Raw genomic sequence first — 17,324 nt, forward strand, 5'->3', positions numbered from 1 at the left:
TTAGTTACATGATTGTGTCATTTTCCATCACACGTTTTAAGTCTTGCAATGAGACAGCTAAGTTCATTTGAAACGCATCTGTCATTTCTTTTGATGCTTCTAATTTTTCTAGTTTTCTATTAATTATTTCAATGCTTGTTAACGTTTGTGTTAACACATCTAATATTTTATCTTCTGTTGTCATCTTTCATCTATCTCCTTGAAACTGTTTAGTAGTTTTTCTTGTAATATAATTTATATAGAATCGCGCATAATAAAGCGATACATCCAGATACGATGTACAACCCTTGGAAAGACAATACGCTGTGCAATTCGCCTAATAGGTAAGGTCCTACGCCTAATCCTAAATCCAACCCAATAAAATAAGTGGATAATGAAATACTAATTCTATGACTGTCGCTCGTTTTTAAACACACGGCTTGACCATTCGACATAAACGTCCCATAACCTAAACCAATGAACGCACCTGATAGTAATAACATCCAACCCGTCGTGGTAACACTAAGTAAAAATAAACCAAACCCTAAAAATAAGTAACTAGGATACATTACATACCCTTCTCCTTTTTCATCAAAAATCCTACCTGACAAAGGACGTGTCAACGTCACTGTCACCGCATAGACCACAAAGAAGAATGAACTAACAGATACTAAATCCAGCACTTCAGCATAAGAAGATAAGAACGAGAGAACACTTGAATACGATAAGCCCATTAAAAAAGCAATAAAAGTGATGAATAAAACTTTTTTCTCAATAAAACTATCTAATTTCCATGTTTTTAATAGCTCACGATGTTCCGATGTTAAAATGATATTTTTAACTGGAAAGGCAAAACACGCTAACGTTGTCAATGCAATGAGAACAATCGAAAAGAGGATAATCGTATAAAAACTAGTTGTATTCAACAATACCATCCCGATAAATGGACCGATTGCTGCAGCCAAACTTGTACTCAGACCATAATAATTAATCCCTTCACCATGTTTTGATGGTGGTATGTAAGATGTGACAATGGCATTGGTTGCTGTGGATACCGTTCCATAACCAAACCCATTTAATAAACGCACTAAGAACAGGATACCTATCGAAGGTAAATGTAAATAAGCGATGGTTGTGAGTAAATAAAAAACAACCCCATATCTCAATACTTGTTTACGCCCGATAAGTTCTAGCCATTTCCCCATAAATAGACGTGCAATCAACGTTCCTATTATATAAATACCCGAAGCAAGCCCAGCCTGTCCTAGCGTGGCATGTAACTCCTTTTGCGCAATTACTGCTATAATAACCATTAATAAGTAATAAACCAAATACACAATAAAATTAATAAGAGTAATACCAATAAAACCTTTATTTAATAATGTCTCTTCCGATGATTTTTTCAAAGGGAGTCACGCTCTTTTCAATGTAATTTTCTGAAACCTCCCTTATCATAACCGTTTATCATCGATAAAAAAATTGACTTTGTAAACAAAAAAACGCATTATTAAAAGGTATAAACAAATAATATTAACATTTGTTATTGTTTTTTCATCACATATAGATAAAATGATTGAACACTTTATTAGAAAGGAGCCCCAAAAAGATGAACAACGACGTTTTACAATCCTATTTAGATAGTAAAGACTTCCCCGTCATTAAAAAGCGAAAAAAAAGTTACCTCACTTACGAAGGGGTTCAAGACCGCTATTCTTATATTCTGAAGAGTGGGGTCATTAAAACAAGCGTCATCTCAAAAGATGGACGTGAATTTAATTTAAGATATATTGCCAACTTAGAAATTGTTTCTCTGATGAAAGATGAGTATTCTCATTTTATCGATGCTCCTTTTAACATTCGCATCGAATCTGATATCGCTGAACTCTATCAAATCGAACGGGTCGCTTTTTGGAAGGATATTAACCAAGATCCTGCTCTTCAAGCTTATGTTAAAGACTACTACCGAGACCGATTGCTTCATTCTATGAAAAAAATGCAACAAATGTTGATGAATGGAAAATTCGGTGCCGTGTGCACCCAAATATATACAATGAGTGAGATTTTCGGTGTAGAGACTCCTGATGGTCTGTTAATTGATTTCGTAGCAACCAATGAGGAAATAGCCCATTTTTGCGGTATCTCATCGGCCAGTAGTGTGAACCGTATGATGCAGCAATTAAAAGAATCAGAGGCTATTAAAATAGTTGACCGTAAGATATTAATTACGAATATGGACATTATCAAAGACAACATTATTGTTTAAATAAAAACACACCTTGTGCTTACAAGGTGTGTTTTTATCTTATTGATTCAAATGTTTTTTATCGAAGTAACGGTAACCTCCGATTAAACCGACTGCAGCAATTAGTAACAAACCAAAGGCCACAAATGGTTCCATTTTTTCTCCTGTTTGTGGCAAACGTGTTGCTTTTGACACAGTTGGTTGTTGACTATTTTGATGCTGATATTGCCCTCGCTTTTGTCCGTTGATTGTTTCAGAGGGCTGATTATTTGGTCTTGGTTTGTTGGTAGTTACTAGGGGCTCTCGTGTTACTTTATCCCCTTTTGTTTGCTCTGTTGGTTTAGGATTTTTTGGCTTTTCTTCCCCGTCAGGTAACTCTTGTTTTTCTTTTCTTTTGTTTTCAATTGTTATAGTTGTGATGTAATCAGACTCTTCCTTTTTCACGATACTCACAGTGTGACTTTTCCCATCCAAAACATACCCCTTTGGTGCCAAAACTTCTGTCACTTCATAGTCACCTAGTTCTAAACACGTCACTTCTGCTTGACCATTGTCATCTGTTGTTACTTCATAACTATCCCCTGTTTCTTTAGACGTTACTGTAAAAACAGCACCTGATAATGCTTCTTTTGTTAGGTAATCCACTTTCTTAATTTGCAATCTTCCAATAGCAACACCTGGTTCTACTGGTAATTCTTCTGATTCTTTTTTATTAGAAATAACTATATGTGTTTCGTTATTTAATTCTTTATTATTCGTTATCTCTATCTCTCTTGATGTGCTGTTTAATACATAACCTTTTGGTGCTTTTGTTTCTGTTATTTGGTAGCTCCCCATTGCTAACCCTTTAAGCCTTATCGTTCCAAACTGATCAGTGACAAGGTGGTATTCAGCCCCTGTGCTATCAGATACGACTGTAAATTCTGCGCCTGCTAGGTTCTCTCCTGTTTCAGCGTCTACTTTAGTTAAAATTAAGCTTCCCACAGACACACTTGGTTCTAATGGTGTTAATGGTACTTCTGGTTCATTTGTAATCATCACCGTTGTTTTATTACCCATCGCTTTATTAGAAACAATATGAATAGGCCTTGTTGTTTTATCTAAGACATACCCTTTCGGTGCGACTGTTTCCATTAATTGATACTCCCCTAATGGTAAATCTTTGATAACGCCTTTACCCATCGCGTCTGTTGTTACGGTATAATGAGCCTCGGTTGTGTTTGATACTAAACTAAACATTGCTCCGGGTAGTACTCTACCTGTGATATTATCTGTTTTAGTAATCTCTAATTGGCCTATTTCTTTACTTGGTTCTAATGGAATCAACGGCATGTCTGGTGCATTGTCTACCTCGATTGTTACCATTTCTTTTCCATCACTACTTGCTAACACTTCCACATCTCTGATTGTTTGATCTAATACATAGCCTTTTGGTGCCTTGGTTTCTTCTAGCCCATACTCTCCCACTGGTATTTTTTCGAATAATCCTTCTCCATCGGCATTAGTTGTCACAGTGTAGTTGTGTCCTGTTTCTTTAGATATTAATTTAAATTCGGCTTTTTCTAATCGTTCTTTGGTTCCTGTTGCTTGTTTAATGACTCTGATATTCCCTACTTCTTCTGTCGGTTCTACTGGTACCCACGGGAAGTCTGGTTCGTTCATCATGGTTACCTCTGTGATGTTCTTTTTCTCACCATTTTTCACTACATCCACGCGGTGACTACTACCATCCAACTTATAACCTTTAGGGGCTTTGGTTTCTTTTAATAGATATGTCCCCACTGGTAAGTCTTTGATAATCACGTGCCCTGTTTCATCTGTGGTCACAGTCTGAACTGACCCTGTTACTTCAGACATTAATTCAAAGGTTGCGTCTGGTAATAGATTACCTGTCATACCATCTATTTTTGTCAAATGTATTTGTCCTACTGGTGTGCTTGGTACTAGAGGCGTCCATGGGACTGTTTTTGTATTTTCTACAGTGATCAAGGTGCGATTATCAAGCCCATGATCCTTAACAATCTCAATGTCTCTTACCTTTGAATCTAAATCATAGCCTTCAGGTGCTTTGATTTCCTTCAAGGCATAGTCACCTAATGGTAAATCCATGATAACCCCACGTCCCTCATCATCTGTTATTACTGTGTAATCATGGCCTGTTGCTTTTGATACTAATGTGAACGTCGCTCCGGCTAACCCTTCCTTAGTCTGGCGACTAATTTTATTGATTTGTAAACTTCCCAGTTCCTTCTTCGGTTCTTCAGGTATTGTTGGGGGTTTTTCATCATTTAGCACCGTAATGTTTGTACGATTACCTGTCGTTTCATTTTTTTCTACAACAACACGGTGAGTCTTTTGATCCAAAATATAGCCCATAGGTGCTTCAATTTCCGTTAAGTCATAGTCACCTAATGGTAATTCTTTAAAAATAGCTTTCCCTTTATCATCTGTGACAGCCTGTGCTTCTTTCTTTGTCTCAAGTGATACTAATTTAAAGGTCGCTCCTTGTAATGTCTCCCCTGTTAAACTATCAATTTTCGTCACGACTACTTGACCTATCGGCGTACTTGGCACCAAAGGAATTAATGGGATGACTTTCTTATTCGGGATAGTCATAGTTACTTCATTATTACCCTCTTGTTGCTTTTCAATCGTCACCGTTCTTGCTTTTTTATCTAAGATATAACCTTTTGGAGCTTCTGTTTCAACTAATGTATAGGTCCCTAATGGTAAATTTTGGACACGTCCTATCCCTTTATCATCTGTGACAACAGTATAAGTTACCTCTGTTTGATTGTTTGTTAATGTGAATTTGGCACCAGATAAAGCCTCTTTGGTCTCCTCATCTACTTTCATTAACTCTAAGCTACCTAATATAACTTCTGCTTTGTTTTCAACTGTAATCCGTGTGTCATGTCCTTTTGTTTTTGTCCCTGTTATTTCTACTTCTTTCACTGTAGCATCTAAAACATAGCCTTTCGGCGCGGCTATTTCTTTTAAAGAATAGGCTCCCAGCGGTAAATCAGTAAACTCAGCCATCCCATTCTTATCTGTTGTTACTTGACGTGTGCTCTTGTCCTGCACAGAAGTCAACTCAAACTCAGCACCACTTAGTGCATGCTTCGTGCTAGCGTCAATTTTAGTTACTAGTAAACGACCTAATACAGGGATTGGCTGATTTTCTACAACAACCGCTACTTCAGGTCGGTCAATGTTAACCGTCACCCCTTCTTTTAAACGGTCAAAACCTTCCGGAGCAGCTATTTCTTCTAACACATACTGTCCTGGTTTAAGGCCATTGACACTAATATGGCCGTTAGCGTCTGATTCTAATTCTTCTCTGACAACAGTACCTTCCATATCTTTTAACACAAACTTAGCGTGTGACAAGGGTTCTTTTGTCACAGCATTTTGCTTAGTAATCAATAATTTCCCCGTTTGATTTCCAGTCCCCCATGCACCGCTATTGGCATTTTCAGCCGCACTGTTAATCGTTACTTGTTTTGCTTCTTCGTTGTAAACTTGGTAAGCCACACTTAGATCATTGTAAAGCGTTTTTTGACTCTTATCTAATAGTTCTGTGTTGTAAGCAATACGAAAACTTGTCCCGTTTGCTGTCCCTTGTGGAATGGAAACATGAATGTTTCCTGTTTCCTCTGAATAATCAAATGAGGCTTGAAAATCAGACATGAAGGCTTGAACGCCTGCTACGCCATGATATGTTTGATTTTGACTTGGTCCTTTTGCCTCAATATAAAAAGTATCTGGTAATAAGGCTTGAGTACTGCCAATTCCCTTGATTGTATCAATCATATTAATATCTTGTACAAGTATCGCATTATTACTGTTTAAACTAATATCCCAAAAGACGTTATCAGGTTTTTCCGCGTAGATTACACCTGCTTTACTGCTGAAATCCCTTGTTCCAACTGGTCCTGTGTACTCTTCTTTCGTCACCGAAATTTCTTTTGTCACATTGCCTGCTACAATATTAATAGTCTGTGTAGATGATCCTTCAGCTAGATTTCTGACTGTGGCTGAAAAATGAATCCCCCCTCGGACACTTCCCTGGTCGAATTGCTCCACTGACTCATTAAACGTAATACTCGCACCATCAATACGAATATCTGCTTGACCAATCACTACACCACCAACTTCTATTGGGTAGTTGCTCTTATAGGCTTTGAGTGTAGCACTGTTAATTTCTGGCCATGTTAGAGAGATAGTATCCCCTGATTTTATTTTCCCACGAGCATCACTAAATTCAGCTGATACCTCAATCGTATCCCCATCTCTTACTGCGTCTTGACTCACACTAATATTGTCTAATAACTGTGCTGTCACATCTTGCATGTCCGTTGCTTGAACGACACTCGTTCCAGCAACTAGGACTTGTGTTGTTACTAATAAAAACACCATCATTTTATTAATGATATGTTGTACTTTCATTTTTAAATCCCCCTTAAACTTACGATTTAAAACGAGTATACACGCATTCGTTTCATTTTTCCCTCCATTAATTTCACAAGTATGTGCAATTAAGGTGAAAAATACTTATAAAGCCTACGGGGGCTGACTTCTCGTTTTATTAAAGGAGTATTAGAGAACATTTAAATAAACACTTACTATATTAAAGTTATATAAACGTTGTTTTATCAACGAATTAATCAAAAAAATAAGTTAACAAGTTATTTTTATTCTCTATTCTACATTCTGTTTTAACCTGTTATTGATGAACATATCCTTAATAACGCTTACAAAAAAACATTCATTTTTCACAAAGAGATTCGATAAAAGTCAAACAAAATGCTTAACCATACAAAATAAAAAAAGACCCGTTAAAAAACGAGTCTTTTGATAACTTAGTTTAAACATATCCTAAGAATTTACCTAGTCCAAATACCACACAACAAATAATTAATGTGTACATGGCACAATATTTCATGGCTTGTTTTAAGATATTTCCTTCTTCACCTACAAGACCTGTTGCACCTGTGGCAACCGCAATGCTTTGTGGTGAAATCATTTTACCCGCTGTTGCTCCTGCCATGTTAGCACCTGCTAACCAATAAGGATTAACATTTAAGCTGTCTGCTACTTGTACTTGTAATTCTCCGAATAATACGTTGGCAGACGTATCACTACCTGTAATGAACGTTCCTAATGTTCCAATAACTGGTGCCATGAATGGATAGAATGAGCCAGTTAATGCTACTAAACTGACAGCAATCGTATCAATCATACCACTGTAGCCCATAACTTTAGACAAGGCAACAATGGAACCAACCGTTACTACTGTTTTACCCATTTGTTTCATAGTACTGAATAAAATCGAGAACATTTTACCAATACTTAGTCCTTGAATGGCTCCACCAATGAAAGTCGCTAACAAGATCAACGTTCCTGGTGTTGTTAGCCAGGCAATTGTATATGGCTTGGCACCTTCACCAATATAAATTGGGAATTGTGTTTTGACACTATTCAAAGCATCATGTAGTACTGGGAAAATAGATGAACTTAGCATGATGAAAATGAAAACTAAAATAAAGGGTAACCATGCTTTAAAGCCATCTGCTGCACTTACTGATTCTTTTTCTTCTGCGTCTTTGTCTTGTGGCATCATTTTGGCAATGATGACTGTTACAAAGATACATACCAATGAACCAACGATTGATGGTAATTCTGCACCTAAATATTTAGCCACGATAATTTGAGGAACCCCAAAAGATAACCCTGACATTAATGTAATGAAGAACACACCTTTTAATGATTTGAATCCTTTATTTTCTGTTAAGGCAACTAAAACAAAAGGAATCAAGACAATCAATAAGAATAATTGAATCGATACAATGTAAGATAACTCTTTTACTTCTAATCCTGTTACTTGCGCTAAGGTTGAAACAGGTAATCCAATAGCTCCAAAGGCTGTTGGTGTCGTATTAGCAATTAAACAAATCACAGCTGCTTGAACTGGTGACATACCTAATACGGCTAAGATACTTGCTGGAATAGCTACGGCTGTACCGAATCCGGCAACAGCTTCTAAAAAGCCGCCTAATCCCCAAGCTAATAATAATACTAACACTCTCATGTCACTTGAAATAGATGTTAACATCTTCATGATGTTGTCCATTCCACCTGATTCTTTGCTGACGTTATAAATAAATACGGCAGAAATAATAACAAAAACAATTGGCCAAATAGCCATAACTAGCCCTTCCGCTGCTGCTGTTAAACTATGCATCACTGGGAAATCAAAACCGATAATACTCAACACGATCGTTAATGCTAATCCGATCATACACGCGATGTCTCCACGCATCTTAAATACCCCTAGTGATAAAATCAACCAAACAATCGGGATAATTGCTAAAAGCGTTCGTCCTACTTCCATTCTACCTACCTCCATTTAATTCGCTCATGATTAATTATTGAGCGTTATAAGTACAACCATTATAATAATCATAAAAATAATTCCTGGCAAATGTTTTTTTTTTCATTTATGAAAGGGTATTCTTTTATAACTCTAATTAGTTAACAATTATATTTAATAATGCATTTTAAAAATCACAAATATTACAAAAAATATAAATAAAGCACTACATGTTTATTTTTTTTACTACAAAAATATTAGGATAAAAAAACAAGAATGACTAAATAAGCCAAAAACATCACAAGGCATGTCTTTGGCTTATCTTCAGACAGAAGCATCTGGTTGTATTTCTGTGTTTAATAATAACCCTTTTTCTTTGCTGTCTTTTTTTACCCAGTAATCTAAAATACTTGCTATGCACAAGCATAGAGGGGCCTGTTCGGCATCTTGCACAACGATTTCACACATGTCATGTTGGCCCATTCGGCATTTACGCATAGACATGATTTCCTTGTTCAATCGGTAAATACCATAGGTTTGGTTTGGTATGTCACCTACAACCACCCACTTGAGGCCTTTAATCCAGTAAAAATCTTTGGTAAAACGAAACACTCGAGATAACACGCCCACTTTTTCATGGTTCATATATAACTCAAATCGACTTTGTATCGTAAAAGAATGCTGTTTTACATGCGCTAACATCTTTCCATCAAGACTAAAAATAGACATGACATCTCCCTTAGTCCCCCACTTACCTACCAGTAAAAAAACAGGGTTCCCTTTCTCATCTTTGATCACCGTTCTGACCTTAGATGACAACAAATGTTCGTTGATATAATAAGTTGGCATACTTTCAGCTTCTTTCTTGCTTATAAATCTTCCGCTATTGCTCGTCTAATCGCTTTTCCAACGCCATCATTAACATTTAAATCTGTTTCGTATTTTGCTACCTTTTTAACGCCTTCCTCTGCATTGCCCATAGCAAAGCTAACACCCGCTTTAGCTAACATAGACACATCGTTATAATTATCTCCAATAGTCATAACTTCTGCCATATCAATGCCTCGCATCTTAGCAATTCTCTCAACAGCAATCCCTTTTTGGGCATCTGCATGATTCACTTCAAGGTTATTTGAAAAAGAAGACGTAATAGCTAATTGACCTAATTGACTGATCTGCTCGCCAATTGGTTGCAACACTTCTTGGCCTTCTTCACAAAACGTAATAATTTTAAGAATCTCAATGCTGTCATCTTCCAAAAGACTCATGTAATCTTCAACATAATTGATAGTTAGTAACTCAATTTGAGTCGATGCCATAGCAATAGCCATCTTGTAAGTGATGTGAGGTATTTGTTTTGCCAAAAGTGTTGCTAATTTTTCCAACCTTTCTGGACGACTTTCAGAATAAACACCATTGGTTGTCATCATTTCAAAATATAAACCATTAGCTCTTAACACAGCCATAATTTCTTTGATGGTTCCCTTATCAATAGGAACTGTAAACAATACATTCCCTTCCTCGTCAAAAGCTTGGGCCCCATTACCTGATATTAGCGTACACTTAATTCCTGCTTCCTCAAGTACGGGAGTCGCTTCAGCAATCGCACGTCCTGTCGCTATCATAAATTCAATGCCTTGATCTCTTGCTTCCTGAATTGCTTGCTTATTTAATTCTGAAATGTCTAAATGAGACGATAACAGTGTCCCATCCATATCTGATGCTATTAATTTAATCATTGTTTTCCTCCTTGTACTATTAATCCCTTATATTCTAACATTTTTACCTCTAGAAAGACATTATTCTCCTATGCTCCCAATATGGTAAACTACTAAAAGAGGTGATAACAATGAAAGAATTAATTCATACAGATTGGCAACAACAACTAAAAAAAGAACTTGATGCACCGTATTTTAAACAACTAGAAACATTTATTGATACTGAATACCAAACACACACTATCTATCCAGAAAAAGATCGGTTATTTGAGGCCCTTAATCTCACTCCCTTTTCTGAGACACAAGTGGTCATTTTAGGGCAAGACCCTTATCATGGCCCAAATCAAGCACATGGTTTAAGCTTTTCAGTCTTGCCTGGAAATACCCCACCCCCTTCCTTAAAAAATATTTACAAAGAACTTCAGGAAGATTTAGGTATCATACCACCTTCTCATGGTTACTTAGAGCCTTGGGCAAAACAAGGTGTTTTAATGCTCAATACTATCCTAACCGTGAGGCAAGGTGATCCTTTTTCTCATAAAGGCAAGGGGTGGGAAGTCTTTACTGATAAAATAATTGAACAACTTAATGAAAAAGACACTCCAGTTATTTATCTTTTATGGGGCAAGCCGGCTCAAAAGAAAGAGACTTTAATTGATACAAATAAACACATCATTTTGAAAGCCCCACACCCAAGCCCTCTTGCTGCCTATCGAGGCTTTTTTGGCTCCAAACCCTTTTCAACCATCAATCAGTTATTAATTGAGCATGGAAAAACAGCCATCGACTGGTCCTTATAACTTACTGTCCTATAACATACAAAAAAACTGTGTTATTAAAAAATGTAATTTTTACCAAAAACAAGGTAACACATCATTTTTTATATAAAAACAGGATTAAATACTGTTTTTTTCCATGGTTTAGTTGTATGATATAAGAGTGGTAAAAAAGTATATAAAGTGGAGGGTTTCATAAGTGGAACTATTTGAAAGTTTAAAAAATAATGTTAGTGGTAAAAAAGTAAGCATCGTTTTCCCAGAACCAACTGATATCAGAGTTTTAGGGGCAGCTGTCCGTTTAAAATCTGATGACTTAGTTGATCCAATTTTAATTGGTAGTCCTGAAAAAATCGCTGAAGTAGCTGAGTCAAGAGGATTATCTGTTGAAAACATTACAATTATCGATCCTGCTAATTTTGAAAAATCAGACGAAATGGTAGCATCATTCATCGAGCGTCGTAAAGGTAAACCAACCGAAGACCAAGCTCGCGAAATGTTATTAGATGAAAACTATTTTGGTACAATGTTAGTTTATATGGATTTAGCTGATGGCTTAGTAAGTGGTGCCGTTCACTCAACAGGTGACACAATTCGTCCAGCTCTACAAATCATCAAAACAAAACCAGGAATCAACCGTACAAGTGGTGCATTCTTAATGCTTGGTAACCGCGATTCAGAAAAATACATTTTCTCTGACTGTGCGATTAACATTAACCCTGACGCTCAAGCCTTAGCTGAAATCGCTGTAGAAAGTGCTAAAACAGCTGAAATTTTTGGTATTGATCCTAAAGTTTCTCTATTAAGTTTCTCTACAAAAGGTTCTGCTAAATCAGAAGAAGTAACAAAAGTCGCTGAAGCTACTAAAATCGCTCAAGAATTAGCACCAAACTATGCGATCGATGGTGAGTTACAATTTGATGCGTCTTACGCTCTTGATGTAGCACAACAAAAAGCACCAGGATCTGACGTTGCTGGTCATGCGAATGTCTTTGTTTTCCCAGAAATTCAATCAGGAAACATTGGCTACAAAATTGCTCAACGTTTAGGTAACTTCCAAGCGATTGGACCTATCTTACAAGGTTTAAACAAACCAATTGCTGACCTTTCTCGTGGATGTAATGAAGAAGATGTCTTTAAATTATCAATTATTACAGCATCTCAAGTATTACAAAACAAATAATTCGTTAAAAGCTGTGCCTCATGGCATGGCTTTTTTTTCTTTCTCTCGTTATAATCATAGTGAGAGAATTAGGAGGTTATCATGGAAACAATTGTATTTAAAAACGAAGAACAAACAAAAGCATTTGCTTATGATTTAGCTAAACTGTGCCAAATCGGGGATATTTTTCTATTAACGGGAGATCTCGGAGCTGGCAAAACAACCTTTACTAAAGGATTTGCTGCAGGTCTTGGTATCACACAAATGATTAAAAGTCCTACTTATACCTTAATCAAAGAATATGACGAAGGAAACATCCCTCTCTATCATATGGATGTTTATCGACTAACAGAAGGTGCCAGTGATCTCGGTTTAGATGATTATCTTGAAGGAGATGGTATTTGTCTCATTGAATGGGGAAGCATGATTAAACAAGAGATATTCACGCCCTACTTTGAATTGTTTCTTAAAAGGACTCCTAACAACGATAGAGAACTTTCTATAGAAGCCTCAACACCGATGCTCACAGACCGTCTTAATGATATACTGACGCTAATGAGACAACATCAGGAGGCATAAAATGGAGATCACGTTACGAGAAGCAACACCTCAGGATGCTTCAGCTATTTTAGCCTTAATTGAGACCTTAAATGAAGAAACCTCATTTGTCTTAATCAACTCTCAGGCTATTAACATGTCTGTTGCTACTATGGCGGGAGAAATTGAAGCTATCTCAGAGTTAAAGAATCAATTACTATTACTAGCGACAACAGAGGATAGCGTTGTTGGACTTGCAACTGTCACAACAGACACAGACCCAGCGATTGCTCACATTGGAGAAATTGGTCTGAGCCTCTTAAAAGACTATTGGGGACTAGGCCTTGGAACGACCATGCTTGAGGAATTGATTCTTTGGAGCAGAACCTCGACTGACTTAATTCGACTAGATATTAAGGTACAGTCTCACAACGAAAGGGCTATTGCTCTTTACAATAAAGTGGGGTTCTCTTATGAAGGAACGTTGAGAAGAGCAGTATTGACTAAGGACAATACTTTTGCAGATGTGGATATGATGGGTTACCTTTTAGATGATGATTTGGCACCAAAAAACGAAGCGAGTGACTAGCTTCGTTTTTTGTTAGCTAACTTAGGCATAGACTGAAATATAATGACAGATAATATAGGCTGATACCATACACTGAAGCAGTACTCCTACCCCTTTATTTATATCAACATATCGATTAGCCCAGACACCTATAACCCAGATAACACAACCTAATACAGGTGTGATAAAGAAGAAACTAGGATTCCCTCCAGAACCAAATACCAACCATCCCCAAAACACAAGTAAAGCATCACTAATAATTAATAGTCCACTCAGTACATTACTAATGATAACTAGCCGTCGGATACTTTTAGGGACGGTAGAAAAATGTGGGTGAGAAGGACGGCACCAAGGTCCTAATATCATATTAATCACAATTAATAAAAGATAGCTGACAATAAATAACTGACTGACATTGTTAGGCAGAAACGTCGGAACATCTAAAAATAAAGGTAACGTATAGCTAACGCTAAGCAGAGAAACTAGACCATGAACAACCAATAGCCATGGGAATCTAGCTACCAATACTTTCTTTTTCATAAACAAGTAATTATTAATAATTATCCCAATCGTTAACCCAAACCATATTATAAAAATAATTCCCCCATCACGTAATCCTGCTACATCATCCATCATAACAAGAGGCACTAACGTTAAAATAAGATGAAGGACTGATACAATAAATAGAATACGTAACACCCACTGACGTTGTTTAAACGTTGTATAAGATAGTTTGTTCCCTACTTCCTGAGCCGTACCGAAATCACTCACGACTCTCTCCATCGCTTCTGTTTCAGACAAGCCTCTTTTCAGATACCCTGCTCTAGAAGTTTCTAATTTTTCTTCTAATTCACCTTTTAGTTTATCCTTCTCTTTTACACTGCCTTCTATATAAGTTAGAACATGATCAATGTACTCCCCAAACATTCAAACTCCCTCCTTGATATAAACTCCCTCAAAAACAACCGTTCTCTCTTATTTCTACTCTTTATCTTATACCCATCCTATAACGTAACCACTTAGAACTCAATACTTTATGAACAAATAAATGAAATAGGAACATAAAAAAAGACAAACCTTATGAGTTTGCCTTCTAATCTTTTTCTATTTTTTCTTACGTTTCTTCTTATTACCTGTTTTAGTCCCTTTATGCGAAGAGGAGTCTGATACTTTCTTATTGCTTTGTCCTTTTTTCTTATGTCCTGTAGAACCCTCATGTGATTTTTTCTTTTTCTTTTTTGCACTTGATGTTTGTTTAGAACCTGGTGCTTTTTTCACTGAAGTAGAAGTCGTAATCTCTTCAAACACATCGTCTGGGTCTCGTTCTGATTTCTGTCTTGATTTTTTCTTTTTCTTTCTAGCTGCCTCTTGCTCTTCTTTCGCTACTTTTTTCTTATGAAGCAACCAAGCGACAAGGGCTACCACTGCCGCACCAATGATAGATAATAATGTCCATAGCCACACCAAACTTCTCTTAACTTCTTTTGTTGGAGATTCTTGTGTGTTTATGCTAGTAGATGTATCACTTTGAGTGCTATCTAATTCACCTGATACATCTGTATTTAGTGCACCAGCCTCTTGTTTAGCATCAGATGTGTCCGGTACTTTTTCTGTGTTTTCTTTTTTATCTTCCTCTTTTTCATCTTTAGCGTCGCTGTCTTTTGTTTCTTTCTCCCCTTCGTCTTGTGACTCTTCTTTGTGACTCTCCATGGTGTTTTTTTCAAAGTCATAGTTCACATCTGTTGAATCATTTCCCTCAGCGTCTAAAACAAAAACAATGGATTTTTTGGTGCCCTTTGGTATAGGAACTTCAAAGTCCCCACTATCAGAAGCAACAATAGAACTAGCTACATTGTCTAAATAAATGTTAGCATTTGGTGCTGTTTTACCAACTAATACCTTACGTTCCTCATCGTACTTCAATTCTGTAATTAAAGGTTCCTTTTTCTTGCTTTTACTTTCAGCATGACCTAGTATCGGAGCACTTTGACATAACATCAATGTGACTAATACGGCTAGAATCCCTTTGATTTTTTTATTCATTCTATCACCTTCCATTAGTGTAATTCCAACATAACCGGACAATGATCACTGCCTAATATATCGCTTAAAATCGAGGCATCAGCTAATTTTGGCACCAATGTTTCTGACACACAAAAGTAATCAATCCGCCATCCTGCATTGTTTTTACGTGCATTGAATCGGTAACTCCACCAAGAATAAGCCCCTTCTAAATCAGGATAAAAATAACGAAATGTATCAACAAAACCTGAGGCTAATAATTGGGTCATTTTTTCTCGTTCTTGGTCAGAAAATCCCGGATTTTTACGGTTCGATTTATCATTTTTTAAATCAATTTCACGATGGGCAACGTTCAAATCACCACATAGTATCACTGGTTTGGTTTCTTCCAATTGGTGAAGGTAAGCTTTAAAATCTTCCTCCCATTGCATTCTATAATCCAAACGCTTTAACTCAGCTTGAGAATTAGGTGTGTAACAATTGACAAGGTAAAAGTCTTCGTATTCACAGGTAATCACACGACCTTCTTGATCATGCTCCTCTATCCCAATACCATACTTTACAGATAATGCTTCGGCTTTACTAAATACAGCCGTCCCAGAATAGCCCTTCTTCACGGCATAATTCCAATATTGATGATACCCTGGTAAGTCTAAGTCTATTTGACCTTCTTGTAATTTGGTTTCTTGTAAACAAAAAATATCAGCATCTTGCTCATTAAATATATCAACAAACCCTTTTTTAACAACAGCTCTTAGGCCATTAACATTCCACGAAATAAGTTTCAAGAGACAATCCTCCAGTTTCTTTAATTAACATTACTCCTTGTATTTTAACATATCTTTTATTTAATAGGGGATTTGATGATGAAAATTAGATTGAGGCACTGTAAGTAGTTTACTCATTCTCTCTTATTTGTGGTAGAATAACCATGTATTATACCTATAGAAAGGGATTTATCACGTGAAAATAACTCAACTAAAACAAGATTTAGCACACATTAAATTATTAACCAATGAAGCCTTGTCTCATTATACCTACACCAAAACCGGTGGACCTGCTGATATCCTTGCTTTTCCAACATCAAAAGAAGAAGTCAAAGAACTTGTAGACTACTGCCAAGCAACTGACTATCCTTGGTTATGCCTAGGTAATGCAAGTAACTTAATCGTTAAAGACGGCGGCATCGACGGCATGGTGATTATGCTGACTGATATGAACCAAGTAAGTGTGACTGACACACACATAACAGCTGAAGCCGGAGCCAAACTTATTGATGTTACCTACCAAGCATTAGACCACCAATTAACAGGTCTTGAATTCGCTTGCGGTATTCCTGGAAGTGTTGGAGGGGCAGCTTATATGAATGCTGGTGCTTATGGCGGCGAGCTTGTTGATTGTTTTGAAGAAGCAACGGTCATTTTAGCTAACGGAGACATCCAGACCTTCAAAAAAGATGACATGGCGTTTTCGTACCGACACAGTGCCCTGCAACAGATCAAAGGGATTGTCTTAGATGTTACCTTCTCTTTAGAGAAAGGGGATGTCAACCTCATGAAAGAAAAAATGAGAGAATTAACAGAACTTCGTGAAGCCAAACAACCTTTAGAGTATCCTTCTTGCGGGAGTGTTTTTAAACGTCCTGATGGCCATTTTACTGGTAAATTAATACAAGATGCTGGTCTTCAAGGATTGGTTTGGGGCGGTGCTCAAATTTCAGAAAAACATGCTGGATTTATCGTTAATATCAATCAAGCAACAGCCACAGATTACGAGGAATTAATCCAACATATTCAACACGTTATCAAAGAACAGTTTTCTGTTACGCTAGAAACAGAAGTACGAATTATCGGCCGAGACATTCAAAAATAAGCAAAATAACGACACCCTTTGCCTTTGGTGTCGTTTTCTCTTTTTATTTTTTTGCCTAAAGATGCTTTTTTTAGT

Annotated in this window: 15 protein-coding genes; 6 read left to right on the plus strand and 9 right to left on the minus strand. The window is 36.8% G+C overall.

Annotated features, from left to right (window positions below):
* Window positions 1–4 precede the first annotated feature (4 nt).
* A complete protein-coding gene (locus ACVWM0_RS09715; protein ID WP_476472443.1) occupies window positions 5–184 on the minus strand; it encodes a hypothetical protein in 180 nt (59 codons plus the stop codon).
* A 25-nt stretch (window positions 185–209) separates the two neighbouring features.
* Complete coding sequence (locus ACVWM0_RS09720) at window positions 210–1,385, minus strand: MFS transporter (protein WP_476472444.1); 1,176 nt, start codon at window positions 1,383–1,385, stop codon at window positions 210–212.
* 200 nt (window positions 1,386–1,585) lie between these two features.
* Here ACVWM0_RS09720 and ACVWM0_RS09725 point away from each other — a divergent pair, with 200 nt between their 5' ends.
* Entirely contained in the window at window positions 1,586–2,242 is a 657-nt protein-coding gene (locus ACVWM0_RS09725; protein ID WP_476472445.1) for a Crp/Fnr family transcriptional regulator, read from the plus strand.
* A gap of 39 nt (window positions 2,243–2,281) precedes the next feature.
* Here the strand turns inward: ACVWM0_RS09725 and ACVWM0_RS09730 are convergent, their stop codons facing one another.
* The 4 genes from ACVWM0_RS09730 to ACVWM0_RS09745 all read right to left on the minus strand — a co-directional run bounded on the left by ACVWM0_RS09730 (window position 2,282) and on the right by ACVWM0_RS09745 (window position 10,333).
* Window positions 2,282–6,670 carry a SpaA isopeptide-forming pilin-related protein gene (locus ACVWM0_RS09730; RefSeq protein ID WP_476472446.1) on the minus strand — a complete coding sequence of 1,463 codons (4,389 nt, stop codon included), beginning with the start codon at window positions 6,668–6,670 and terminating at the stop codon, window positions 2,282–2,284.
* Between the two features lie 418 nt (window positions 6,671–7,088).
* Entirely contained in the window at window positions 7,089–8,615 is a 1,527-nt protein-coding gene (locus tag ACVWM0_RS09735; RefSeq protein WP_476472447.1) for an L-lactate permease, read from the minus strand.
* Window positions 8,616–8,918: 303 nt separating this feature from the next.
* Window positions 8,919–9,443 (minus strand): LURP-one-related/scramblase family protein, encoded by a 525-nt coding sequence (locus ACVWM0_RS09740; protein WP_476472448.1) that lies wholly within the window; start codon window positions 9,441–9,443, stop codon window positions 8,919–8,921.
* Window positions 9,444–9,463: 20 nt separating this feature from the next.
* On the minus strand, window positions 9,464–10,333 hold the full coding sequence (locus ACVWM0_RS09745; RefSeq protein WP_476472449.1) for a Cof-type HAD-IIB family hydrolase: 870 nt from the start codon (window positions 10,331–10,333) through the stop codon (window positions 9,464–9,466).
* Between the two features lie 110 nt (window positions 10,334–10,443).
* On the opposite strand from ACVWM0_RS09745, the gene ACVWM0_RS09750 reads away from it, so the two are divergent.
* The 4 genes from ACVWM0_RS09750 to ACVWM0_RS09765 all read left to right on the plus strand — a co-directional run bounded on the left by ACVWM0_RS09750 (window position 10,444) and on the right by ACVWM0_RS09765 (window position 13,376).
* Complete coding sequence (locus ACVWM0_RS09750) at window positions 10,444–11,112, plus strand: uracil-DNA glycosylase (RefSeq protein WP_476472450.1); 669 nt, start codon at window positions 10,444–10,446, stop codon at window positions 11,110–11,112.
* A 175-nt stretch (window positions 11,113–11,287) separates the two neighbouring features.
* Window positions 11,288–12,271, plus strand: coding sequence for a phosphate acetyltransferase (pta, locus tag ACVWM0_RS09755; protein WP_476472451.1), 984 nt, complete (start codon window positions 11,288–11,290; stop codon window positions 12,269–12,271).
* Window positions 12,272–12,352: 81 nt separating this feature from the next.
* Complete coding sequence (gene tsaE, locus ACVWM0_RS09760) at window positions 12,353–12,829, plus strand: tRNA (adenosine(37)-N6)-threonylcarbamoyltransferase complex ATPase subunit type 1 TsaE (RefSeq protein ID WP_476472452.1); 477 nt, start codon at window positions 12,353–12,355, stop codon at window positions 12,827–12,829.
* A gap of 1 nt (window position 12,830) precedes the next feature.
* Window positions 12,831–13,376 (plus strand): N-acetyltransferase family protein, encoded by a 546-nt coding sequence (locus tag ACVWM0_RS09765; protein ID WP_476472453.1) that lies wholly within the window; start codon window positions 12,831–12,833, stop codon window positions 13,374–13,376.
* Between the two features lie 21 nt (window positions 13,377–13,397).
* On the opposite strand, the gene ACVWM0_RS09770 is transcribed toward ACVWM0_RS09765, so the two are convergent.
* The 3 genes from ACVWM0_RS09770 to ACVWM0_RS09780 all read right to left on the minus strand — a co-directional run bounded on the left by ACVWM0_RS09770 (window position 13,398) and on the right by ACVWM0_RS09780 (window position 16,165).
* The gene (locus tag ACVWM0_RS09770) at window positions 13,398–14,282 is read right to left on the minus strand and encodes a permease prefix domain 1-containing protein (protein ID WP_476472454.1); all 885 of its coding nucleotides are present in this window, start codon (window positions 14,280–14,282) and stop codon (window positions 13,398–13,400) included.
* A gap of 177 nt (window positions 14,283–14,459) precedes the next feature.
* Window positions 14,460–15,398, minus strand: coding sequence for a hypothetical protein (locus ACVWM0_RS09775; RefSeq protein WP_476472455.1), 939 nt, complete (start codon window positions 15,396–15,398; stop codon window positions 14,460–14,462).
* A 14-nt stretch (window positions 15,399–15,412) separates the two neighbouring features.
* Window positions 15,413–16,165 (minus strand): exodeoxyribonuclease III, encoded by a 753-nt coding sequence (locus ACVWM0_RS09780; RefSeq protein WP_476472456.1) that lies wholly within the window; start codon window positions 16,163–16,165, stop codon window positions 15,413–15,415.
* A gap of 175 nt (window positions 16,166–16,340) precedes the next feature.
* Between ACVWM0_RS09780 and murB the strand changes: the two genes are divergently transcribed.
* Window positions 16,341–17,249: a UDP-N-acetylmuramate dehydrogenase gene (gene murB, locus ACVWM0_RS09785; protein ID WP_476472457.1), complete on the plus strand. Its 909-nt coding sequence runs from the start codon at window positions 16,341–16,343 to the stop codon at window positions 17,247–17,249.
* Window positions 17,250–17,324 lie beyond the last annotated feature (75 nt).

This window comes from Vagococcus sp. 211 (assembly GCF_056322705.1).

What these genes read in the sequence shown, in the direction of transcription:
- ACVWM0_RS09715 (WP_476472443.1), bottom strand. Translation starts at nt 184, where the DNA reads ATGACAACAGAAGATAAAATATTAGATGTGTTAACACAAACGTTAACA.
- ACVWM0_RS09730 (WP_476472446.1), bottom strand. Translation starts at nt 6,670, where the DNA reads ATGAAAGTACAACATATCATTAATAAAATGATGGTGTTTTTATTAGTA.
- ACVWM0_RS09725 (WP_476472445.1), top strand. Translation starts at nt 1,586, where the DNA reads ATGAACAACGACGTTTTACAATCCTATTTAGATAGTAAAGACTTCCCC.
- ACVWM0_RS09735 (WP_476472447.1), bottom strand. Translation starts at nt 8,615, where the DNA reads ATGGAAGTAGGACGAACGCTTTTAGCAATTATCCCGATTGTTTGGTTG.
- ACVWM0_RS09740 (WP_476472448.1), bottom strand. Translation starts at nt 9,443, where the DNA reads ATGCCAACTTATTATATCAACGAACATTTGTTGTCATCTAAGGTCAGA.
- tsaE (WP_476472452.1), top strand. Translation starts at nt 12,353, where the DNA reads ATGGAAACAATTGTATTTAAAAACGAAGAACAAACAAAAGCATTTGCT.
- ACVWM0_RS09745 (WP_476472449.1), bottom strand. Translation starts at nt 10,333, where the DNA reads ATGATTAAATTAATAGCATCAGATATGGATGGGACACTGTTATCGTCT.
- ACVWM0_RS09770 (WP_476472454.1), bottom strand. Translation starts at nt 14,282, where the DNA reads ATGTTTGGGGAGTACATTGATCATGTTCTAACTTATATAGAAGGCAGT.
- ACVWM0_RS09765 (WP_476472453.1), top strand. Translation starts at nt 12,831, where the DNA reads ATGGAGATCACGTTACGAGAAGCAACACCTCAGGATGCTTCAGCTATT.
- ACVWM0_RS09750 (WP_476472450.1), top strand. Translation starts at nt 10,444, where the DNA reads ATGAAAGAATTAATTCATACAGATTGGCAACAACAACTAAAAAAAGAA.
- ACVWM0_RS09775 (WP_476472455.1), bottom strand. Translation starts at nt 15,398, where the DNA reads ATGAATAAAAAAATCAAAGGGATTCTAGCCGTATTAGTCACATTGATG.